Below are 21,069 nucleotides of genomic sequence, written 5' to 3' on the forward strand. Positions count from 1 at the left end.
GCCGATCGCTCGATGTCGCACGGTGCCGCCCGGAATTGTTGGCCCCGGGGGGCTACGCTCGGCGGCGCGTGAGCTTCCGGACGCGACTCAACCTCTTCTTCGTCCTCCTGGTCGTCGCCCCGCTGTTCGCCGTCGGCGTCGTGCTGCTGCGGACGATCGACGGGGCGGCCCAGGGCAAGGTCGAATCGGCGCTCGCCTCGCAGGGGCGGGCGGTCGCGCGCGTGTCCGACATCTACCGGGACCAGGCGGCGGCGCTCAACGGCCGGATCGCCCGGGACCGCGAGCTCGCCGCGGCGCTCGAGTCCGGCTCCTTCGCGCGCGTGGAGAAGCGGGCCGGGCAGCTGCTCTCCCCGAACACCGACGCCCGGCGGATGCGGATCACGATCGCGCGGACCGGGAAGGTCGTCGACGTCGGCAGCCCGTCGGCGGTCCTGCCGCAGCGCAACGACCTCGTCGGATCGGGCTCGGCGCGGGAGAGGCTCGGCACGATCGAGACGTCGGTCATCGGGCCCAAGTCGCTCGCGTCGCGGCTCGAGGGGCTCACCGGCCGGATGATCCAGGTGCGGTCGGGGCGCACCGGGCGCGTCATCGCGGGCGCGACGGACGGGCCGAGCGAGCTGCCGCCGCAGGACCGCGTGAAGACCGTCGACGGCGGCGACTGGACGGCGGTGATGCTCCGCGAGGCCGGGTTCGGCGGGCCGCAGGACGGCGTCGTGATCTTCAACCGCGGCGACGACAGCCGCGCGTCGACCGGCGAGCGGATCGCCCTGATCGGCACGCTCGTGCTCTTCCTGGTGCTCGCCGGCATCGGTGCCCTGGCCGTGTCCCGCTCGCTGCAGCGGCAGGTCGGGATCCTCCTCGAGGGCTCCAAGCGGCTCGGTGAGGGCGACTTCCAGCACGAGATCCCGCGCGGCAACGGCGACGACGAGTTCGCGCTGCTGGCCGACGGCTTCAACGCGATGAGCCGGCAGCTGCGGCGCCGGCTCGACGAGCTGGAGGACGAGCGCGCCCGCCTGCGCTCAGCGATCCGCCGGATCGGCGAGACGTTCGCCGCCAACCTCGACCGCGAGGGCCTGCTGGAGATCGTCGCCCGCGCCGCCGCCGACGGGGTCCGCGCCGACGCCGCGCGCGCCCGGGTGGTCGTGGACGGTCGCGAGGAGGTCGCCGAGACCGGGGGCACCACGCGGTTCGACGCGCTCCTGCGCCGGGCCGCCGACCGCGCAGGGGAGGGCCGCGAGGTCCTCCTGTCCGACGGGAGCCAGCACGCCCTGGCCGTCGTGATGCACGCCGCCGACCTCGTCGGGACGGTCGTGGTCGCCCGCGACGACGTGCCGTTCACGAAGGCGGACGCCGAGATGGTCGGGTACCTCTCCGGTCAGGCCGCGGTGTCGCTCGAGAACGTCGGCCGGCACGAGGAGGCCGAGCGCGAGGCCCACACCGACCCGCTCACCGGCCTCGCGAACCGCCGGCGCTTCGACGACCTCCTCGCGTCCGCGGTCGATGCGGCCGAGCGCGAGGGCCGCCCGCTGTCGCTCCTGGCGCTCGACCTCGACCACTTCAAGTCCGTCAACGACCAGTACGGGCACGGGGTCGGCGACGAGGTGCTGAAGGCCACGGCCCAGGCGCTGCGCGAGGCGGTCCGCGGTGGGGACGTCGCGGCGCGGCTCGGCGGCGAGGAGTTCGCGGTGGTCCTGCCGCACGCCGACGTCGAGGGCGCGCGGATCCTCGCGGAGCGGCTCCGGATCGCCGTCGGTGGCCTCGTCGTGCCGGCAGGCGACGGTCGCGAGGTCCGCTTCACGACCTCGGTCGGGACCGCCACGGTGTCCGGGCCGACGATCGACGTGCCGCGTCTCGTCGCCTCCGCGGACGAGGCGCTGTACGCCGCCAAGCGCGGCGGGCGCAACAGAACGGTCAGTGCTGACGACTCGGCACAGCCCGGGTAGGATCAGGGCGATGGGTGTGCTTGATGACGCGATCCGCGAGCACCTCGAGCTGAAGCGCCGCCACGGGTCCGATCCCGTGGAGGTCTCCAGGCTCGAGCGTGAGGCGCTGGGCCCGGTCACCGCGGCGGAGCTCGAGGCCGAGGGCGAGCCCGACTGGGACGACGAGTCGTCGGCCGCCGTCTTCGACGACGAGTCCGCCGACGTGTCCGGGGCCTACGACGCCGCCGCCCTCGGTGGCGCGCCCGAGCCGCCGCCGACCGAGGCGTTCTCGATCCCGCAGGAGCAGGGACCGGTCGTCCCGCCGCCTCCCGCGAGCTTCGCGCAGGCCCCCGAGGCCGCGTCCGCCCCGCCGCCCCCGCCGCCGAGCTACGCCTCAGGCGTCGACGACACGTTCGACTTCACCGAGGGCGTCCAGGACGGCCAGGCCGCCGCACCCGCGGCCAGCGTCCCGCCGCCCCCACCCGCCGGCGCCGTCCCGCCGCCCCCGCCCCCCGCGAGCTTCGCGCCGGCCGACGTGCCCGCGCCCCCCGCCACCGCGTCCGTGCCGCCGCCCCCGCCGGCCGCGGCCGCGGTGCCATCGCCCCCGCCCGTCTCGTCGGAGCCCGCCGCTCCGCCGGCACCGCCCGCCCCGCCGGCAGCGGCCCCGCCCGCTCCGCCGGTCGTCGTCGCGCCCCCGGCGCCGCCCGCTCCGCCGGCACCCCCGGCGCCGCCCGCACCTCCCGCCGCGGGCACGCCCACCCAGGGCGTCCCGGCCGTGCCGCGCCGGCGCGTCGGCGGTGGCGACACCACGCAGGGCGAGCCCACGAACGATCCGCTGTCGGAGACGCCGGAGTTCCTCGAGGAGACGCCGGATCACGACCGGCTCTGGTTCGAGCAGAAGCCGCCGCGCGACTTCGACTTCTAAGACCCGGTGGCGCCGGCGCGCCCGAGCGCCGGTCCGCCCGCCGGCCCGGGCCGCCGTACACGCGTCCGGCCGCGGGCGGCGCGGGCGGACGAGCGCCGTTCCGGGGGCCCGACCGCGCCATACTCCCTGCAGCGATGAGTCCCGTGGACCGATCGGCCGGGGACGCCCCCGACAAGCGCGTGGCACTGGTGCTCCCGGGCGGCGGGGCCCGCGGCGCCTACGAGGTCGGTGCGCTCTCGGTGCTCCTGCCCGAGCTCGAACGCCGCGGCGAGCAGCCCACGATCTTCTGCGGCACGTCGGTCGGGGCGATCAACGCGGCCTACCTCGGGTCGGTCGCGCACCTGCCCGCGGAGGAGCAGGTCCGCCAGGGCCTCGAGCACTGGCACGCGATCAGCAAGAAGGACATCATCCGCAGCGTCGTCGGGCCCGGCCTGCCGCGCACGCTGTTCCGGCTGATCGGCGACATGCTCGAGGTCCCCGGGGTCCGTCTCGCCGGCCTGATGGACCCGACGCCGCTGCGCGCGACGCTCGACAAGATCGTCGACTGGGACGACCTCGCGAAGAACGGGCGCGACGGGGCCTACGACGCGGTCTGCCTCGTCGCCACGTCGCTGGCGCGGAGCGGGCCGGTCGCCTGGGTCCAGGGCCGGGCCGAGGTCCCCGAGACGAAGCGCAGCGCCGACCTCCGGTACGTCCGGGTCGACGAGCTCGACGCCCAGCACGTCCGGGCGTCCGCGGCGATCCCGCTGCTGTTCGCCCCGGTGCGCGTCGACCACCCCGACGAGCCCTCCGAGTACTACGTCGACGGCGCCACCCGCCTGAACACGCCGATCGCGCCGGCGCTGGCGCTCGGCGCGGACCGCGTCGTCGTCATCGGCTTCGAACCCCTCGGCGACCGCACCCCGCGCAGCGCGAAGAAGCCGCTCGTCCCGCGGATCGCGGACGTCATCTCGAACATCGTCGACGGCCTGCTGGTCGACCAGGTCAACGACGACCTGCACCAGATGGTCACCCTGAACGAGATGATCGCGGCACCCGGCAGCCCCGCCGCGCGGGCGTCCCGGAAGTTCCGCAGCGAGCGCGGGAAGCCCGCCTACCGGAAGATCGAGTACGCGCTCGTGTCGCCCCGGCACCGCGGCGAGCTGGGCGAGCTGGCCGACGAGGTCTTCGACCGCCGCTACCGCGGGTGGCGCGGCCTGCTGAACCCGGACCTGCCGCTGTTCTCGCGCCTGCTGGGAGGCGGCCGGACGCCGGCCCGCGGCGAGCTCCTGTCGTTCCTGCTGTTCGACGACCTGTACTTCGACCTCCTGATCGAGGCCGGCAAGCGCGACGCGAACGACTGGCTCGACCGGCACCCCGACTTCTGGTGCTCCGAGGCCGGGCACGACTTCGACTTCGACACCGGCCGGATCCCGCCGGAGGACACGACGAACCGTCGCCGGCGGAAGAGCGACCGCGAGGGCGACGGGGCGCAGGACGGCGGCCGCGGCGGCGCGACGGTCGCCGCCTGACGGACACCCGTCCGGTCGCGAAGGATCGCGACCGAACTGATACGCGGCGCTCACGACGTTGGCACCGGGCGCGCCGATCATGGGCGCACGGCTGCCTCCCCGGCGGCCCCGACACCGGCCCGACCCCCAGCGGCCCCGGGAGCACCCATGGTGAACCGCCCTCGCTGGACGACCCTCAACCTCGCCGCCCTCAGTGCCGCGACCGCCGCCGCGCGGGTCCCGCGCACCGCGGACCTCGTCGGACGTGCCGCGGCCCACGACGGGCTGCTGCACGCGCTCGTCCTGCGCTTCCCGCTGCACGGACCGGCGGAGCGCCGGCTGCTCGACCGCGCCGTCGTGCTCGAGCGCGTCGGGGGTGCGTCGTGGCCCGAGGTCGCCGCCACCCTGCGCACCAGCGCCCGGGCCGCCGAGCTGCGGTACGGCCGGGCGGAGCGCGCGTTCCTGATGGAGGAGGCGTTCCCGCTCCGGCGGACCCCGTCCGGCGGGCTGCGGCGCCCCGAGTTCGAGGTCCTCGACGGCCCGGACGCGCACCTGCGGACGCTCGACGGCCTGGCCCCCGTGTGGGCCCCGTCGCCGTCGGCGCTGCTCGAGATCGACGACGCGACGTGGCTGGCGGGGGAGCGGACGGCCCTCCTGCGCATGCGCACCGCGCTCGACGACCGCGACCTGCCGCCCGGTGCCGACCGCCTGGACGCCCGGCTCGCCTACGAGAGCCGTCGCCTGGCGTGCCTCTCCTGGGAGCTGCGCACGGCGGACGCGCACGGAACGCCCGACGTGGCGCTCGTGGACGAGATCGCCGAGGCCACGGCCGAGTGCGTGATGCTGGTGGCGGTCATGGCCGGCGACCGGGACCGCCGCCCCGTCCCCGCGGACGCACCCGCGGCGCCGGGCCCGCGGATCGCGGAGCTCGCCTCCCGCGCGGTGCAGGCCCTCGAGGTCGTCGACGACGCCGAGCGGGTCGCTGGCACCTCGCTCCGCTGACCCGCGCCGCGGCGACGGCCGGCCCCGACCGCGCGCACCCCGGGATCTCACGTTCGGGCGGTCCCGGCCGTCCCACGGGTGACGTGCCGCACGACGACCGCCCGAACGACCGCTCCGTCCGCGAAGGTGGGGGACGCGTGCGCGCCTCCCCGCCCCCTGATCCGCCCGCGCCGCCCCCGTTCGACGTCGTCGTCGAGCGGCACGGCCCCGGCGTCCTGCGGTTCTGCGTCGCCCGTCTTGGTCCCGACCGCGGCGAGGAGTGCTTCCAGGAGACGCTGCTCGCGGCGCTGCGCGCGTACGACGGGCTCCGCGACCCGGGCGCCGCCGGCGGCTGGCTGTTCCAGATCGCGCAGCGCAAGATCGTCGACGCCGCGCGGAGCGTCGCGCGGGCGCCCACGCCGGCCGGCGACGCGCTCGAGGCCCACGCGGACCCGTGGCACGACCCCGAGCCCGGCAGCGGGATCTGGGCGACGGTCGCACGACTGCCGCCGAAGCAGCGCGAGGCGGTCGGGCTGCGGTACCTCGCGGACCTCTCGCACGCCGACGTCGCCGCGGTCATGGGCACGTCGGTCGATGCCGCCCGCCGCAACGTCTTCGAGGGCCTCAGGCGCCTGCGCGACGAGGTCGGGCGATGACCACGCCGTCACGCTCTCACGAACCGCCCACCCCGACCGTCCTACGAGCATGAGCACCGACGACTCCCGCACCACCCACGGCCCCGACGACCCCCGTGCTGCACCCGGCCCCGACGACCGGCTCGAGGACGCGTTGCGCGGCACGCCCGCGGCGGACGACGCGTTCCGGGAGGCCCGGGAGCGGTTCGCGGCGCGAGCGGTCGACGAGGGCGCGGTCGGCGTCGCGTACGAGGACCACGACACCCCCGTCGGCGTCGTCCGGATCGGGGCGACGCCGGAGGGCGTCGTCCGACTCGTCCTGCCCGCGGAGGACGCCGACGACGCGCTCGCCCGCCTGGCCGCGTCCGTGTCGCCGCGGATCCTCCGCGCGCGGACCCCGGTCCTCGCCGGGGCCCGACGCGAGCTCGACGAGTACTTCGCCGGCCGGCGGCGCGGGTTCGACGTCGCCCTGGACTGGCGGCTCGTCACGGCGTTCCGGCGCGAGGTGCTGCGCGCGACGGCCCTGATCCCGTTCGGTGAGACGTCCAGCTACCGGGGCGTCGCGACCGCCGCCGGCAGCCCGAACGCCGTCCGCGCCGCGGGCACCGCGCTGGCGACCAACCCGCTGCCGATCATCGTCCCGTGCCACCGGGTCGTCCGGTCCGACGGCGCGCTCGGCAACTACCTGGGCGGCGTCGAGATGAAGGCCCGCCTGCTCGAGCTGGAGGGCGCGGCGGCCTGAGGAGCGCGGGCCGGGGCCCGCGGCGTCAGTCGCAGAGCGCCGGCAGCACGGTCGACCCGTAGGCGGCGATCGTGCCCATCGGGTCGGCGCTGCCGATCAGCTGCAGGCAGACGGCGTCCGCGCCCAGCTCCTCGATCTCGCGGATCCGCTCCGCGTGCTCGTCGAGGTCGGCGGAGGCGATGAACCCCTCGTGGGCGAACTCCTCGTCGGTCATCACGGCGTCGGCGCGCCGCTGCATCTCGTGCTGGTCGGAGATGTCGTCGACGTAGAGCTCGGGCAGCTGGGTGGGCTTCCACTTCCGCGCGCCCTCGATCACGGCGTCCTGCGACGACGCCCACGCGATCCCGGACTGGAGGACGATCGTCCCGGGCTCCTTGCCGAGGTCGGAGCACGCCGCCCGGTAGGCGTCGATCACCGCGGGCGCCTCGTCCGGGTCGCCGAGGGTCCAGAGCCCGTCGCCGCGCTCGGCGGCGATCCGGGCGGCCTTCGGACCGAAGGCGGAGACGATCATCCGGGGCCGCTGCTCGGGCAGCGTGAAGAGCTTGGCCTCGTGCAGGCGGAACCAGCCGCCGTCCATCGTCACGGTCTCGCCGTCCCACAGCCGGTTGATCGCCTCGAGGCCCGCGTCGAAGCGGGCCTGCTGGACCTCCAGCGACGGCCAGTCCAGTCCGAACGGCGACTCGTTGACGGACTCGCCGGAGCCCACCCCGAGGGTGACGCGTCCCGGGTACAGCGCCTCGAGCGCGGCGAACGCCTGCGCGACCACACCCGGGTGGTAGTGGTGCTGTACCGGCGTCACACCGGTGGCCAGAGGGAGCGTCGTCGCCGCGCCGATCGCCGCGAGCGTCACCCACGCCTGCGAGCCCTGGCCGCCCGGGAACCACGGACCGAAGTGGTCGGAGAGCCCCAGCGCGTCGAAGCCCACGTCCTCGGCGGCCTGCGCCTGCGCGACCAGCTCCGGAGGCGTGAACTCCTCGGTCGATCCGGCGAACCAGTACTCGGTGCTCGACATGCAGCAATGCTCCAGGGGTCGGGGATGGGACGGGACCACACTGGTGGGTACCCCGACGTACGGATCCGTACCGGCCCGGTGTTGCGCGAATTCGCAGAGGGACGGGTGCGGGCGGTCAGGGCCGCGGCACGACCGCGTCGGGCCCGACCTCCGCGACATTCGACAGGCCGCACATCGCCAGCGACAGGTCGAGGTCGGCGAGCAGCGAGCGGACGACCTGCTCGACGCCCGCCTGGCCCTCGAGCGCCAGGCCCCAGACCCACGGCCGGGCGACGAGGACCGCCCTCGCACCGAGGGCCAGCGCCTTCAGGACGTCAGAGCCCGTGCGGACGCCGGAGTCGACGAGCACCGGCACGGTCTCCGGGACCGCGGCGACGACCGCCGGCAGCTGGTCGAGCGCGGCGACGGAGCCGTCGACCTGGCGGCCGCCGTGGTTGGAGACGACGATCCCGTCGATCCCGAGCTCGACCGCGCGGCGGGCGTCGTCGGGGTGGAGGATGCCCTTCACGAGCAGCGGCAGCGACGTCTCGGACCGCAGGGCGGCGAGGTCGTCCCAGCTCATCCCGGGGTTCGGGAACGTCATCGCCCACATGCCGATCGCGGCCTGCGGGTCCTCCTCGGGCGTCTTCTCGAGCTTCGCCCGGAACGCCGGATCCGAGGTGTAGTTCGCGATCCCCTCGCCGAGCAGGAACGGCAGGTACGCGTTCTGCAGGTCCCGGGGCCGCCAGGGCATCGTCAGCGTGTCCAGCGTGACGACGATCGCCTCGTTGCCGGCCGCCTCCGCCCGGGCGACGAGGCTGCGGCGGACCTCGGGGTCGTTCGGCGGGTAGAGCTGGAACCACCGCGGGGCGTCGGGCGTGGCGCCTGCGACGTCCTCGATCGTGGTCGACGCCGCGTTGCTGAGCACGTGGGTCACGCCGGTCGCGTTCGCGGCGCGGGCGACCGCGAGCTCGCCGTCGGGGTGGACGATCGACAGCACCCCGACCGGGCCGAGGAGGACCGGGGCGTTGAGCGTCGTGCCGAGGACGGTCGTCGAGAGGTCGCGCGTCCCGACCTCGCCGAGCATCCGCGGGACGAGCCGCACGCGGTCGAACGCGGCCCGGTTGGCGGCCATCGTCCGCTCCTCGCCCGCACCGCCGGCGACGTACCCGTAGGCGGCGTCGGAGAGCTCGGCCTCCGCCCGCGCCTGCATCCCGTCGAACGACGTCGGCACGACCGGCTTCTCGCCCCCGAGCCCCTTCCCGTAGATCTCGAACTGGTAGACGCTGAGCGGCAGGCCGGGGGTCGACATGGCGCCAGCGTAGTGCGCGCGGGCGGGAGCATCCGGGACGGCCCCGCTAGCGTTCCCTCCTCCATGGAGGCCACCGCCCGATGACCCGCACCACCCGCCGCCGGTACGCGGCCCTCGACCTGCTGCTCGAGAAGGGCCTCCTGCCCGACCCGGTGCTCCGGATCGGCACGCGGTTCGGCACCGCCAAGCGCCTGCGCCGGGAGGAGCGGGACGGCGTCGCCGCGCAGGACCGCCGGCTCGCGGAGATCGTCGAGCGCATGTCGACGGGCAACGTCGCCGAGCTGCCCGAGAAGGCCAACGAGCAGCACTACGAGCTGCCCGCCGCGTTCCTCGGGCTGTTCCTCGGGTCGCGCCGCAAGTACTCCGGCTGCCTGTGGGCCGACGGGGTGCAGACGCTCGACCAGGCCGAGGAGGCGATGCTCGACCTGACCGTGACGCGCGCCGGCATCGAGGACGGCATGGACGTCCTCGACCTCGGCTGCGGCTGGGGCTCGGTGTCGCTGTACGTCGCGCAGCGGTTCCCGAACGTCACCGTCACGTCGGTGTCGAACTCGCACGCGCAGCGCGAGTACATCGAGGCGAAGGCCCGTGAGCTCGGGGTCGCCGACCGCGTGCACGTGCAGACGACCGACGTCAACGTGCTCGAGCTGCCGGAGAACGCGTTCGACCGCGTGATCTCCGTCGAGATGTTCGAGCACCTGCGCAACTGGAAGGAGCTCCTGCGGCGGATCTCCGGATGGCTGCGCCCCGAGGGCCGGCTGTTCGTGCACGTGTTCTCGCACCGCCGCCTGGCGTACCGCTTCACCGACACGTGGGCGTCGGAGCGCTTCTTCACCGAGGGCACGATGCCGTCGCACGACCTGCTCGAGCGCTTCCAGGACGACATGGCGCTGCAGGACCGCTGGGCCGTGTCGGGCACCCACTACGCCCGGACGCTGCAGGAGTGGCTGAAGCGCCTGGACGCCAACCGCGACGAGGCGCTGGCGCTGCTGGAGCCCGACCACGGCCGCCGCGGCGCGCGCCGCCTGTTCGGCACCTGGCGCCTGTTCCTGCTCTCGACCGACGAGGTCTGGGGCCATCAGCGCGGCAACGAGTGGATCGTCTCCCACTACCTGCTGGCGCCCCGCGTGTCGCAGGACGGGTGGTCGGCGGAGGACGACGCCGCGCGGGCGAAGGACGCCGCGACCGCCGGGGCGTGACCGGGCCCCGGTCGCGGCGGGCCGCCCGGCGCGTGACGGTGCGGCCCCGGGCGCCCCGGATCGCCCGCGGCGCGCTCCACCCCGCGACGCCGCGGGACCGATCGACTAGGGTCGGCTGATGGTCGCGATCGTCCTCGTCGTGGTGATCGTCGCGGTGTCCGTGTTCGCGACCGTCCGGGCCGTGCAGTGGATGACCAAGTCCGGCCCGTACAACACCTACGGCCTCGCGACCGGTCGGCTGGAGCAGGACCGCGAGAACCTCCGGCAGGAGATCGAGGACGAGCGCCGGCGCACGGCCGCGGAGTCCGAGGCGGAGTCCGCGGCGGCCGACCTCGACGAGCGGTGGATGTCGGGCGACGCGTTCGGTCCCCCCGACGACGGGCCGGGCAGGCGCCGCTGAGCCCGGCTTCCGTGGCGTCCCCGGGGTGGGACGAGCGCGGGTCCGCCAGGTTCTGTGGATTCGGCCGTTCCGCCGAAGGAATCGACCCGCGGAGGGCCTAGCCTGCACGCGTGTCCATCCCGCCGGTCCGCCTGATCGTCCCGCTCGCCGCCGCCGGTGCGCTCGCCGTCTCGGGCTGCGGCGCGGACCGATCACCGGCCGGCCCGGGCGCCGGCGCGACCGACGTGGCCGCGACCACGACGACGACCGGGAGCCCCGGCACGCCCGGCGGCAGGACCCGCATCACCCGCTGGCCCGCGCGCGAGCACCGGTCGGGCGCCACCGACGTCACGGTCCAGCTGTCCGCCGCGCCCGTCCCGGGGTCGCCGCGGCCGACGCTGAGCCCGAGGGTCGCCGGCACCTGGTCGACGCACGGGACGACCGAGGTCTTCACGCCGAAGGGCACGCTGACGCCGTGCTCGCGGTACGTCCTCCGCGTCCCGGCGTCCACCACCGGGGCCGGGCAGACCCCGCTCGGCCGGACCTCGACCGCGCACCTCGCGATCGCCTGCCCGACGATCCGCGGCGTCGAGCACGCGCTCGCGCACCTCCACTACCTGCCGGTCCGCGTCGTCGGCGGGGGCGTCACGCGCCTGCACCCCGGGAAGGTCACCCGCCACGAGGCCGCGCTGCAGCTCTTCCGGCCGACCGGTCGCCTCGCCCGCCGGTGGTCGTCGGCGCCGCGGCTCGGCGACACCACCGCGGACCCTGTCCTGCGCGGCGCCATCATGGCGTTCCAGCACCGCCGCGGCCTGACGCCGGACGGGCAGAGCTCGCAGGCGCTGTGGCGCGCGCTGCTGCTCGCCGAGAGCCAGGGGCAGACCGCGACGCCCTACACCTGGGTGACGGTCCACGAGACCGGCAGCGAGTCGCTGACGGTCCACCGCGCCGGGCACGTCGTCCTGCGCACCCCCGCCAACACGGGCGCGCCCGGGGCGGAGACCGCGCCCGGGACGTTCCCGATCTTCGAGCACGTCGCCGCGTCGGACATGCGCGGCACGAACCCGGACGGCTCGCACTACGACGACCCGGGCGTGCCGTGGGTGAACTACTTCAACGGCGGCGACGCCGTCCACGGGTTCGCCCGCGCGACCTACGGCAGCCGGCAGTCCGCCGGGTGCGTCGAGCTGCCGATCCCGACGGCCGAGAAGGTCTTCGGGATGCTCGACATCGGCGACCTCGTGACCGTCGAGAGCTGACTCAGATCGACAGGTGCTCCCCGACCGTGAGCCGCGGGGCCCCGGCCAGGAGCGGCGCGAGCTCCTTCGGCTGCCCGTCGCCGGCCCGCCACTCGCGGTAGGCGGCGTCGGCCTCGAGGGACTCCCAGACCTCGACCGCGGCGACGCGCGTCGGGTCGGTGCGGTCCTGGATCACGACGACGGACTCGTTGCCCGCGAAGGCGCGGGTGTCGACGAGGACGCGGCCGAGGGCCTCGATCCCCTCCTCGACGACGTCGGGACGGAACTGGACTTCGAGGATCGCGGTGATCGACATGGGGCCTCTCTCGGGGTCGGTGGTGCTCGGCGCGACTCTCGCACGTCGGGACCGACCGCCCGTCGCAGGGGGCGATGCCGACGTCCCGTCGCCACCGCGTCGTGCGCGCACCGGGACGCCCCGGGCCGGGCTACCCGCCGAGCTCCTGCTTGATCAGCTCGAACTGCTCGTTCATCGCGACCGACACCGCCTGCGCCGCCTTCTGCGGGCGGACCATCACGGTGAACTCGTCGATCAGGCCGTCGTCGTCGAGGTGCAGGAAGTCGCAGCCGTGGATCTCGCGCTCGCCGATCCGGGCGCGGAAGACGAGGGCGACCTCCCGGCCGTCCGCGCCGTGGAGCTCCTGCTCGTAGCGGAAGTCCTCGAACACCCGGAACGCCCCGCGCAGGATGGCGGCGACGAGCTCGCGGCCCTCGTAGGGCTGGAACACGACGGGACTCCGGAACGTGACGCCGGGCGCGAGCAGCGCCGGGAACGCGTCCGGGTCGTGGGCTTCGACGGCTGCGCGGAAGGAGGTCATGTGAGGCCTGACGGCAATCTAGCCGCCGGACCCGGTGCTCAGCGTCGGACGCGGATGTTCACCCCGAGGCGCTGCACCTCGCGGGGGCTGCCGGCGTCGGCGCGCACCCGGACGCGGAACCGCTGACCACCGCGCAGGGAGGGCACGCGGGCGACGACCCGGCCGGCCCCCTGCGTCCGGACGCGCACGACGGGTCCGGGGGTGAGGAGCGGCCTGCGGGCCGACCCGCCGCGGTGCTGGATGGTCACGAGGAGATCGGCCTTCCCGGTGCTCCGCAACGCGAGCCGGCCGCGCGAGAGCGCGATGCCGGAGACGCGCACCGGGCCACGGGCGACGGGCGCCGCAGCCTTCGCGGTGGCGGAGCCGGTCGCGACCCGGACCGTGGTGGACGTCGCTGTGGCGTTCCCCCACCGGTCCGTGACCGTGGCCGACACCGTCCGCTTCCCGGTGGTCCTGAACGCGTGCTTGACGGTCGCCCCGGTGCCGATCGTGCCGTCGCCGAAGTCCCAGCGCACGGTCCCGAGCGCGGAGAACTGATCCGTCGCCTTCAGGACGAACGTCCCCGTTGCACCGGGCTTCAGCGTCTTCGGCGCCGAGACACCGGTGATGTCGGGGCCGCTGAAGTCGTCGACGACGATGCTCTTCCGGTCGGTCGCGTCCCGTACGCCGAACACGGAGTCGGCGCGGTCGTCGATCGCCAGCGAGTCGAGCTTCGCGGCGTCCGGAACGGTGAAGACCTGGGAGAACGAGTCGTCCCAGGGGTACCAGTCGATGGCCTGCACGCGGTTGTCGACGCCCGTCTGGTCGTCCCAGCTCGGGATGGTCTGGAACCCGATGGTGACGACGCCCTGACCGCGGTTGGCGGCGGTGACCACCTGCACGACCGAGCGGTCCGGCGGCGTGATCGCCCGGGGGGCGGTCCACGACCGACCGTCGGCCGACGTCCGGACCTCGATGGTGGAGTTCGTTCGGTAGTCGCCGGGAACGACCCTCCCCGGCCGGTGTGCCAAGAGGTGCCCGTCGCCGAGGGACGCGATGGCGTACTGCCGGTTGATCGGGGTGTCGAGCGACGTCTCGTCGCCCAGCTCCTCGGTGTTCGGCGGCAGGACCCGGACCTTCGTGCCGCCTGCGCCGTCGCTGGTGCCGTCGGCGCGCCACCCGTACGCGACGACGTTTCCGTCGTCTTCGAGGAGGAGCGTCGCCCCCTCGTCGCCGGCGACGGGCTGGATCCGGCCCCATCGACCGGTGGGGTCCATCCGCCGGAACTCCAGGCGCCCCGATCCGACGATCCTCGTGCCGCCGCGGATGAAGGTGGAGACCGCCTGCGTCTCGAACTCCAGGAGGACGTGGCCGTCGGCGCTGAGCTGCGGGCGGAAGACGCGCGCACCGTTCTGGTTGACGCCGTCGGCGTTCTCGAATCCGCCGGTGTTGATGGTGGCGAGCGACGTCGGCGCCGACCACGCGCCCCCGGACAGCGGTCGCGAGGACGTCAGCAGCTGCACGTCGCTCTGGCCCGGGATCCGCTCGCGCCAGAACGCCACGAGGCGGTCCTGATGATCGATGAGGAGCTGCGTGGAGGCCTGCGGGGCGTCGGCGTCGGGGCCGACCGGGGCCCACGCCGTCCACCTCCCGCCGGCGGTGCGGGTGCTGACGCGGGTGGTGCCCGACTCGTCCTGGTTCCACGCCGCGGCGGAGCCGCTGCGGCCGTGGACGACCGAGGTCGTCGCCAGGCGCACAGGAGCGAACGGCGTGCGGGTCGCGTCCCACGCGCCGCCCCGGCGCTCGACGACCCCCGCGGGAGCCCGCCGACCGTCCAGTCCCGGAGGGTTGACCCTCGCGCCGTACGAGCCGAGGTCGTAGCCGAAGCCGTACGCGTAGGACAACGTCCCCGATGGGCTGACGCTGAGTGCGCCGCCGGGAGCGCTGGCCTCGTTGTCGGCGATCGGCTGCCACGCCGCGCCGGAGACCGCCGGGACGGCGAGGGTGAGGACGCCGACGGTGAACACGGCGAGCGAGGCACGGCGAGCGCGCCGGACGGGACGGGACGGGGACTGCTGCACGGGACGACTCCGGGTGGGGTGCTCGAGGGCATCCTGGCTCCCCCGCCTGTCAGGACTGCCGCACGACCGGATCATTCGGGTATCGACCCGGCCGGAGCGCCGTGCCGCACGGGCGTCCTTCCTGCCTCACCCCGTGTTGCGCATCCCCGCCGCGATGCCGCCGATCGTTGAGAGCAGCGGGCCGTGCGCGTCCTCGTCGCCCTCGCGGGAGCGCCGCAGGAGCGCGACCTGGATGTGGGAGAGCGGATCGATCCACGGGTTGCGGTGGGCGAGCCGGCGCTGCAGGGCGGGCGTCGCGTCGAGGAGGTTCTCCGTGCCGCGGATCTCGAGGACGACCCGCTGGACGCGGTCGTGCTCCTCGCGGATCGGCGCCCAGAGCTCGCGGACGTCCTCGTCGACGAGCTCGAGGTAGCGCTCCGCCACGCCGAGGTCGCTCTTGAACAGCGACATCTCGAGCATCGAGACGATCGTGCGGAAGAACGGCCACCGCTGCACCATCTCGCGCTGCAGCTCCCGGTCGCCCTGCTCCAAGGCGGTCCCCGTGCCGTACCAGGCGGGCAGCAGGATCCGGTTCTGCATCCACGCGAAGACCCACGGGATCGCGCGCAGGCCGTCGACGCCGGGGGTGCCGCCGCGCTTGGCCGGGCGCGAGCCGATGTTCATCTCCGACAGCTCCGCCAGGGGCGCGGCCTGGTGCAGCAGGCGCGGGAAGCGCTCGTCCTCGAAGACCAGGGCGCGGTACGTCTCGCGGGAGATCCGGGTCAGCTCGTCGAGGTGCTCGCGGTACCCGGGCTCGGGCTCGGCGGGTGGAGTCAGGGTCGCCAGCACGACGGCCGAGACCGTCTGCTCGAGCGACCGCACCGCGAGCTCGGGGTGCGGGTAGCGCTGCGAGAGGACCTCGCCCTGCTCGGTGATCGCGATGCGACCGCGGACGGAGCCGGGCGGCTGCGACAGGATCGCGCGGTGGTGCGGACCGCCGCCGCGCGACGTGGAGCCGCCGCGACCGTGGAAGAACCGCACCGCGATGTCCTGACGGTCGGCCTGCGCGACCAGCCGCTCCTGGGCGCCGTAGAGCCCCCACTGCGACGCGATGAAGCCGCCGTCCTTCGCGGAGTCGGAGTACCCGAGCATGATCTCCTGCGCGCCGCCGCACGCCTGGACGTGGGCCGCGTAGGCGGCGGTCGCGTAGAGGTCGCCCATCGTGTCCTCGGCGCCCGCGAGGTCCTGCACCGTCTCGAACAGCGGCACGATCGGCACGGCCGGGGTGTCGTGGCCGTCCGCGGCGACGAGGCCGTCCGGGGCGGTGTGCCGGAGCAGGAACTGCGTGCACAGGACGTCGGAGGGCTGGCGGGCCATCGCGATGATCAGCCGGCCGATCGCGTGCGGGCCGTGCTCCTGCACCGCCCGGCCGACGGCGGCGATCCCGTCGATCGTCGCCTGCGCCTCCTCGTCGGCCGCGCCCGTGCCGCTCCCGCCGAGTCCCGGCGGTCCCTCGAGCGCCTCGATCAGCAGCCGCTGGCGCCCGATCTCGTCGGCGTCGCCGTACCCGTCGATCAGCGTGGCGGTGGCCTGCTGCAGCGGGCCCGCGGACTGGCGCACGTCGAGGGCGGCGAGCAGGAACCCGAACGTGCGGGCCTGCGCGAGCAGCCGGGCGATCCGGCCGTGCGCGACGAGCGTCGAGCTGCACGACGCGCGCAGCAGCTCGAGGTCGCGGATCAGGTCCTCGACGCCGTCGTAGCCGCCCTCCCCGCCGTGGGCCGCGCGGTCCAGCCGTGCCGCGACGAACGTCAGCTTCTTCCGGAACGGCTCGTTCGCGCTCGCGCCCTCGAACGTGACGCGCGGCAGCTCGCGCTCGTCCTTCTCGATCGACGTCTTCAGCTCGTGCGTGACGAAGACGCGGTCGTCGGCCTGCGAGAAGTGGACGGCGAGCCGGTCGACGCGCTCCCCGAGCAGGCGCAGCGCGGTCCGCCGGTGGCGCTGCAGCGACGCGGTGATCGTGTCGGGACCGACGTTGGGGTTGCCGTCCATGTCGCCGCCGGCCCAGCTGCCGAACCGGATCGGCGCGCGGCCGGACGTGACGACCCGCCGCGCGCCGACGGTGCCGTCCGGCGGGCCGACGACGGCGGTCGTCGCCCCGGCCTGCTGCGCGGCGTGGCCCCCACCATCGGGCGGCCACGCGACGCCGAGGGTGCGCGACAGCTCCTGCAGCAGATCCGGGACCGCGTCGTAGAGCACCGACTCGACGTGCAGCAGCGTGCGGCGGACCTCGTCGTCCGGCCGCGGGCGGCGCGCGCGGACGTCGTCGGTCTGCCACCACACGGTCAGCGTCTCGCGGAGCTCCTCCTCGAACGCCCGCCGGCGCGACGGCCCCAGGCGCGGGTCGTCCAGCGTCTCCATCAGGCCCCACACGCGCTGCTGGTGGTCGAAGACCGACCGGCGCGTCGCCTCGGTCGGGTGCGCGGTCATCACGAGCGCGACGTCGAGGTCGGCGAGCGCCCGGGCGCGGGTGTCCTTCGACAGGCCTGCGGTCGTCGCGGCGGCCGCGGCGAGCGACTCGCGCTGCGGGCCCTGGTCGTCGGCGTCGTGCTCGCGCCGGCGGCGCAGCCGCTCGAGCTCCTCGACGATGTTCGACAGCTGCAGCTGCATCGTGCACGCCCGGACGACCGGTCCGAGCTGCGAGGACGAGAGCCGCCGGATCGCGTCGACGAGCTCCTCGCCGTCCGTCGCCAGGGGGTCGGCGCGCAGGGCGGCGGCGCGGTCGCGGAGCCAGAAGACGCGCTCGCGGAACGCCCGCCCCTCCTGCTCGACGAGGACGCTCCCGAGCAGGCGCTCGAGCAGTGCGGTGTCGCGGTCCAGGGTGCTCACGGCGTCGGGCATGCTGCGTCGATCGTGGCACGGTGGTCCCGCCGCCCGGTTGGACCTACGGCGCGGACCCGCCGGACAGGTGTCGACGTTCGGCGGGACGCGGTCCGGGACCGGACGGCGACTCCTGCGCGCGGCGACGGACCCGTCGGGTCGCGGCCGGTCGTCCCGCGCCGGACCACGACGGTGTGCGATCCGCCCGCCGACTCTTGCCCGCGCAACCTCCTGGGTAGCGTCAGGACATGCTCTTCGGTGCCGAACACGTCAAGCGCTACCGCGAGACCGGTGGCAAGGAAGGCCACGACTGGGAGGGGACGACGACGCTCATCCTCACCACGACGGGGCGCAAGAGCGGCGAGGAGCGCCCCACGCCGCTGATCTACCGCGAGGCCGGCGAGGGCGTCTACGCGATCGTCGCCTCCAACGGCGGCGGCGAGGAGCCCGCGTGGTTCCTGAACATCGCCGAGAAGCCCGAGGTCACGGTCCAGGTCTGGGACGACGAGTTCGTCGCCCACGCCCGGGTCGCCGACGCCTCGGAGAAGCCGGGCCTCTGGAAGGCCCTGACGGAGACCTGGCCCGCGTACGACGAGTACCAGGCGAAGGCGACGCGGGAGATCCCGGTCGTCCTGCTCGAGCGGAACTTCGCGGGCACGAGCGACTGAGGGCACGGGGGGCGGGACGGGCGGCGCCGCACTCCGGCGCCCGCCCGATCCCGCCGCGGACGACGTCCGCCGCGGGCGAGACGCGCGGCGGACGGGCGGTCGGGCGGGCCGGCGATCGCCGGCCCGGGGGCTCAGCGGGCCAGCACCGCCGCGCGGGCCGCGGAGCCCTGCGAGAGCTGGATGCGCGCCAGGATCGACAGCGTGCGGGTGACGACCATCGCCAGCGCCATCAGGACGAGCGCGTCGGTGAGGGCGTCGGCGGTGACCTGGTGCGCCATCATCCACGTGCCCAGGCCGTCGTGGAACCAGTGGTCGGCGCCGTAGGAGAAGGCGATGCGTGCCCCGACGACCGTGATCCAGAGGGCGGCGTAGCCGGCGCCCGCGACCGTGCCCGGGGTGCCGTCGGCACGCTGCTCGACGCGGAGCAGGCCGCCGGCCAGGGCACCGAGCGCGACGCCCGCGGCGACGCCGGCGACGACGAGCGTCAGGCCGTCGCCGTGACCCGGCACCGCGTGGAGCGTGGTCGCCCCGACGCCGCCCGCGACCAGCAGCGGGCGGAGCAGCCGGCGGCGGCTGAACTCGCGGCGACCGAGGTCGCTGAGCAGCACCATCGCGAGGACGCCGACGTTGATGAGGAGGATGGTGGAGAAGGACATGGTGGGCTCCGAGGGAGGGGGTCGTTCGGTGCGATCCAAGGTATGTCCGGGCGCCGGATCTGCCATCGGCCTCCGGGTTGAACCGCGGGTGGAACCGGCCGGGCCCCGGAGCGCGTCTCCACCCGGATCTCCACCCCCGGGTGGAGGCGGTCGGCCGCCCCGGGTTCTACGGTGGGCGCGTGTCCTCGCCGTCCGATCCGCCGCCCGCTCCGCACCGTGCCGGCGAGGAGGCGGACGCGACCCTCGACGGTCCGGGTGCGGCCGCCGACCGTCGCGGCCCGTGGTGGGGACGGTCGGCGGACACCCGGCCCTCGGACCAGCAGCTCGTCCCCAGGTCGGTGCAGCGGATCGGGGCGATCGTGGTCGCGGTCTTCGTCGCCCGCGCCGACCCGGCCCCGGGGTTCGACGGCCGCGGGCCGGTCGTCCTGTTCGCGCTCGTCCTCGGGGTCGCCGCGTTCCTCGCGCTGCCGCGTACGCGTGCCGACGGTCCCCCGTGGCTCGAGCCGGTCGCCCTGTGGACGACCGCGGTGGCCGGCGCCGTGCTCTGCTGGGCGTCGCCCGACTCCCCCGGGAGCGCCCTGGCGTTCGCCGCGATGCTCGCCACCGGCACGCGGTGGCCGGCGGGCCGGGCGGTCCCGCTGGTGGCGGTCGCCGTCGCGGTCTCGGCGCTCGCGGCGGTCGTCTACGAGGGGTCCACCGAGGGTGCGGCGGCGTACGGCGCGGGCTTCGTCGCCACCTGGCTGGGCGGCCTGAACCGCCGCCAGTTCCTGCGCCGCGTGGAGGAGACCGAGCTCCTGCTCGCGCAGACGCAGCGCTCGCGGGAGGAGCAGGTCCGCGCCGCCGCGCTGGCCGAGCGGACGCGGATCGCCCGCGACGTCCACGACGTCCTCGCGCACTCGATGGCCGGCCTGACGATCCAGCTCGACGCCGCGAGGCTCCTGCTCGAGCGCGCCGACCCCGAGGGCCGGCCGCTCCAGCACGTGGCCCGCGCGCACGGCCTGGCACGCGACGGGCTGCGCGAGGCGCGGGAGGCCGTCGGCGCGCTGCGCGGCGACGCGGTCCCGCTCCGCGACGGGCTCGACGAGCTCGTCGCCGACCGCCTGCGGACGGGGACGCCGGCGACGCTGGAGGTCGAGGGCGACGTCGCCGCGCTGGCCCCCGACGCCGCCTGGGCGCTCCTGCGGATCGCCCGCGAGGCCGCGACGAACGCCACGAAGCACGCGGCCGGGCACGCGCTCGTGGTGCGGCTGGTCGTCGACGCGGGGGACGCGACGCTGGAGGTCACGGACCATCCGGCGCCGACCGCGACGGGGACGACCGGGGCGTCGCCGGGCGCGACGCCTCCGGGTGCGGGCGCGCTGTCGGCGACCGGCGGGGGCTACGGTCTGCGCGGGATGACGGAGCGCGCGGAGGCGATCGGCGGGACGGTGCAGGCGGGGCCGCACGGCGACGGCTGGCGCGTGCTGGCCAGGGTGCCGGCGGGGGCATCGGCGTGAGCCCCGCGGACGTCCGGGTCGTCGTCGCCGACGACCAGGCCGTCGTCCGCGAGGGCCTGGCGACGATCCTCGACCTGCTCGACGGGATCACCGTCGTCGGGGTCGCCGCCGACGGCGCCGCGGCCGTCGAGCTCGCGGCCACCGCGACCCCCGACGTCGTCCTCATGGACCTCCGCATGCCCGTGCTCGACGGCGTCGAGGGGACCCGGGCGATCCGCGCGGCGCATCCCGGCGTCGAGGTCGTCGTGCTCACGACCTACGCGGACGACGACTCGATCTTCGGCGCACTGCGCGCCGGCGCCCGGGGCTACCTGACGAAGGACGCCGGCAGCGCCGAGATCGCCCGCGCCGTCCACGCGGCGGCGGCCGGGCAGGCGTTGCTCGACCCCGCGGTGCAGGCGCGGGTGCTCGGCGCGGCGGGCGGGGCGGACCCCGCACCGGGCGCGGGCACGCCGCCACTCCCCGACGACCTGACCGCCCGCGAGGGGGAGGTGCTGCGCCTGATCGCGCGCGGGCTCACCAACCGGGAGATCGCGGCGGAGCTCGTCGTCAGCGAGGCGACGGTGAAGACGCACGTCAACCACGTCTTCGCGAAAACGGGGGCCCGTGACCGTGCCCAGGCCGTGCACTACGCCTACGAGCGCGGTCTGGCGGGCGGCCCGACCTAACGGATCGTCCGGCCG

The 21,069-nt window shown here is 75.3% G+C and carries 19 protein-coding genes; 12 read left to right on the forward strand and 7 right to left on the reverse strand.

All coding sequences use genetic code 11. The features are described 5' to 3' along the window. The first annotated feature begins 68 nt into the window (after window positions 1–68). The 6 genes from PATMI_RS34145 (at window position 69) to PATMI_RS0108510 (ending at window position 6,695) form a co-directional block, all read left to right on the forward strand. A complete protein-coding gene (locus PATMI_RS34145; RefSeq protein WP_051471224.1) occupies window positions 69–1,943 on the forward strand; it encodes a GGDEF domain-containing protein in 1,875 nt (624 codons plus the stop codon). Between the two features lie 10 nt (window positions 1,944–1,953). Beyond that, on the forward strand, window positions 1,954–2,847 hold the full coding sequence (locus PATMI_RS38505) for a hypothetical protein (protein ID WP_051471225.1): 894 nt from the start codon (window positions 1,954–1,956) through the stop codon (window positions 2,845–2,847). A gap of 134 nt (window positions 2,848–2,981) precedes the next feature. Beyond that, on the forward strand, window positions 2,982–4,358 hold the full coding sequence (locus PATMI_RS28500) for a patatin-like phospholipase family protein (RefSeq protein ID WP_245604137.1): 1,377 nt from the start codon (window positions 2,982–2,984) through the stop codon (window positions 4,356–4,358). A gap of 147 nt (window positions 4,359–4,505) precedes the next feature. Next, a complete protein-coding gene (locus PATMI_RS37325; protein ID WP_026910586.1) occupies window positions 4,506–5,339 on the forward strand; it encodes a hypothetical protein in 834 nt (277 codons plus the stop codon). A gap of 137 nt (window positions 5,340–5,476) precedes the next feature. Continuing rightward, on the forward strand, window positions 5,477–5,974 hold the full coding sequence (locus PATMI_RS37330; RefSeq protein ID WP_026910587.1) for an RNA polymerase sigma factor: 498 nt from the start codon (window positions 5,477–5,479) through the stop codon (window positions 5,972–5,974). 49 nt (window positions 5,975–6,023) lie between these two features. Continuing rightward, a complete protein-coding gene (locus tag PATMI_RS0108510) occupies window positions 6,024–6,695 on the forward strand; it encodes a methylated-DNA--[protein]-cysteine S-methyltransferase (protein WP_084269799.1) in 672 nt (223 codons plus the stop codon). Window positions 6,696–6,720: 25 nt separating this feature from the next. Here PATMI_RS0108510 and PATMI_RS34155 read toward each other — a convergent pair whose 3' ends face one another. Together PATMI_RS34155 and PATMI_RS0108520 are read right to left on the reverse strand one after the other, a co-directional pair. Beyond that, window positions 6,721–7,707 carry a TIGR03557 family F420-dependent LLM class oxidoreductase gene (locus tag PATMI_RS34155; protein ID WP_051471227.1) on the reverse strand — a complete coding sequence of 329 codons (987 nt, stop codon included), beginning with the start codon at window positions 7,705–7,707 and terminating at the stop codon, window positions 6,721–6,723. Window positions 7,708–7,822: 115 nt separating this feature from the next. Next, a complete protein-coding gene (locus PATMI_RS0108520) occupies window positions 7,823–8,998 on the reverse strand; it encodes an alpha-hydroxy-acid oxidizing protein (protein ID WP_026910589.1) in 1,176 nt (391 codons plus the stop codon). Window positions 8,999–9,078: 80 nt separating this feature from the next. Between PATMI_RS0108520 and PATMI_RS28510 the strand changes: the two genes are divergently transcribed. The 3 genes from PATMI_RS28510 to PATMI_RS34160 all read left to right on the forward strand — a co-directional run bounded on the left by PATMI_RS28510 (window position 9,079) and on the right by PATMI_RS34160 (window position 11,835). After that, on the forward strand, window positions 9,079–10,197 hold the full coding sequence (locus PATMI_RS28510) for an SAM-dependent methyltransferase (RefSeq protein WP_051471228.1): 1,119 nt from the start codon (window positions 9,079–9,081) through the stop codon (window positions 10,195–10,197). A gap of 118 nt (window positions 10,198–10,315) precedes the next feature. Further along, window positions 10,316–10,597, forward strand: a complete 282-nt coding sequence (locus PATMI_RS0108530) for a hypothetical protein (RefSeq protein WP_026910590.1) — start codon at window positions 10,316–10,318, stop codon at window positions 10,595–10,597. A gap of 110 nt (window positions 10,598–10,707) precedes the next feature. Next, window positions 10,708–11,835 carry a L,D-transpeptidase family protein gene (locus tag PATMI_RS34160; RefSeq protein WP_051471229.1) on the forward strand — a complete coding sequence of 376 codons (1,128 nt, stop codon included), beginning with the start codon at window positions 10,708–10,710 and terminating at the stop codon, window positions 11,833–11,835. Between the two features lies 1 nt (window position 11,836). Here PATMI_RS34160 and PATMI_RS0108540 read toward each other — a convergent pair whose 3' ends face one another. The 4 genes from PATMI_RS0108540 to PATMI_RS0108555 all read right to left on the reverse strand — a co-directional run bounded on the left by PATMI_RS0108540 (window position 11,837) and on the right by PATMI_RS0108555 (window position 17,587). Further along, window positions 11,837–12,130 (reverse strand): putative quinol monooxygenase, encoded by a 294-nt coding sequence (locus PATMI_RS0108540; RefSeq protein ID WP_026910591.1) that lies wholly within the window; start codon window positions 12,128–12,130, stop codon window positions 11,837–11,839. A 130-nt stretch (window positions 12,131–12,260) separates the two neighbouring features. Next, on the reverse strand, window positions 12,261–12,650 hold the full coding sequence (locus PATMI_RS0108545) for a nuclear transport factor 2 family protein (RefSeq protein ID WP_026910592.1): 390 nt from the start codon (window positions 12,648–12,650) through the stop codon (window positions 12,261–12,263). Between the two features lie 38 nt (window positions 12,651–12,688). Then, window positions 12,689–14,656 carry a PKD domain-containing protein gene (locus tag PATMI_RS37905; RefSeq protein ID WP_211241717.1) on the reverse strand — a complete coding sequence of 656 codons (1,968 nt, stop codon included), beginning with the start codon at window positions 14,654–14,656 and terminating at the stop codon, window positions 12,689–12,691. A 180-nt stretch (window positions 14,657–14,836) separates the two neighbouring features. Next, the gene (locus PATMI_RS0108555; RefSeq protein ID WP_026910594.1) at window positions 14,837–17,587 is read right to left on the reverse strand and encodes a phosphoenolpyruvate carboxylase; all 2,751 of its coding nucleotides are present in this window, start codon (window positions 17,585–17,587) and stop codon (window positions 14,837–14,839) included. Window positions 17,588–17,814: 227 nt separating this feature from the next. On the opposite strand from PATMI_RS0108555, the gene PATMI_RS0108560 reads away from it, so the two are divergent. Continuing rightward, on the forward strand, window positions 17,815–18,234 hold the full coding sequence (locus tag PATMI_RS0108560; protein WP_026910595.1) for a nitroreductase/quinone reductase family protein: 420 nt from the start codon (window positions 17,815–17,817) through the stop codon (window positions 18,232–18,234). A gap of 131 nt (window positions 18,235–18,365) precedes the next feature. On the opposite strand, the gene PATMI_RS28520 is transcribed toward PATMI_RS0108560, so the two are convergent. Further along, complete coding sequence (locus PATMI_RS28520; protein WP_051471230.1) at window positions 18,366–18,890, reverse strand: hypothetical protein; 525 nt, start codon at window positions 18,888–18,890, stop codon at window positions 18,366–18,368. 179 nt (window positions 18,891–19,069) lie between these two features. Between PATMI_RS28520 and PATMI_RS34165 the strand changes: the two genes are divergently transcribed. Next, on the forward strand, window positions 19,070–20,386 hold the full coding sequence (locus PATMI_RS34165) for a sensor histidine kinase (protein ID WP_051471231.1): 1,317 nt from the start codon (window positions 19,070–19,072) through the stop codon (window positions 20,384–20,386). Further along, the gene (locus PATMI_RS0108575) at window positions 20,383–21,054 is read left to right on the forward strand and encodes a response regulator transcription factor (RefSeq protein ID WP_026910596.1); all 672 of its coding nucleotides are present in this window, start codon (window positions 20,383–20,385) and stop codon (window positions 21,052–21,054) included. Before PATMI_RS34165 ends, PATMI_RS0108575 begins: the two co-directional genes overlap by 4 nt. Window positions 21,055–21,069: the final 15 nt, after the last annotated feature.

Source organism: Patulibacter minatonensis DSM 18081, from assembly GCF_000519325.1.
In the GTDB taxonomy this organism is placed as follows: Bacteria; Actinomycetota; Thermoleophilia; order Solirubrobacterales; family Solirubrobacteraceae; genus Patulibacter; species Patulibacter minatonensis.

Coding starts and splice junctions, on each gene's coding strand:
- PATMI_RS38505 (WP_051471225.1), top strand. CDS start 1,954: ATGGGTGTGCTTGATGACGCGATCCGCGAGCACCTCGAGCTGAAGCGC.
- PATMI_RS28500 (WP_245604137.1), top strand. CDS start 2,982: ATGAGTCCCGTGGACCGATCGGCCGGGGACGCCCCCGACAAGCGCGTG.
- PATMI_RS37325 (WP_026910586.1), top strand. CDS start 4,506: ATGGTGAACCGCCCTCGCTGGACGACCCTCAACCTCGCCGCCCTCAGT.
- PATMI_RS0108510 (WP_084269799.1), top strand. CDS start 6,024: ATGAGCACCGACGACTCCCGCACCACCCACGGCCCCGACGACCCCCGT.
- PATMI_RS34155 (WP_051471227.1), bottom strand. CDS start 7,707: ATGTCGAGCACCGAGTACTGGTTCGCCGGATCGACCGAGGAGTTCACG.
- PATMI_RS0108520 (WP_026910589.1), bottom strand. CDS start 8,998: ATGTCGACCCCCGGCCTGCCGCTCAGCGTCTACCAGTTCGAGATCTAC.
- PATMI_RS28510 (WP_051471228.1), top strand. CDS start 9,079: ATGACCCGCACCACCCGCCGCCGGTACGCGGCCCTCGACCTGCTGCTC.
- PATMI_RS0108530 (WP_026910590.1), top strand. CDS start 10,316: ATGGTCGCGATCGTCCTCGTCGTGGTGATCGTCGCGGTGTCCGTGTTC.
- PATMI_RS0108540 (WP_026910591.1), bottom strand. CDS start 12,130: ATGTCGATCACCGCGATCCTCGAAGTCCAGTTCCGTCCCGACGTCGTC.
- PATMI_RS0108545 (WP_026910592.1), bottom strand. CDS start 12,650: ATGACCTCCTTCCGCGCAGCCGTCGAAGCCCACGACCCGGACGCGTTC.
- PATMI_RS0108555 (WP_026910594.1), bottom strand. CDS start 17,587: ATGCCCGACGCCGTGAGCACCCTGGACCGCGACACCGCACTGCTCGAG.
- PATMI_RS0108560 (WP_026910595.1), top strand. CDS start 17,815: ATGCTCTTCGGTGCCGAACACGTCAAGCGCTACCGCGAGACCGGTGGC.
- PATMI_RS28520 (WP_051471230.1), bottom strand. CDS start 18,890: ATGTCCTTCTCCACCATCCTCCTCATCAACGTCGGCGTCCTCGCGATG.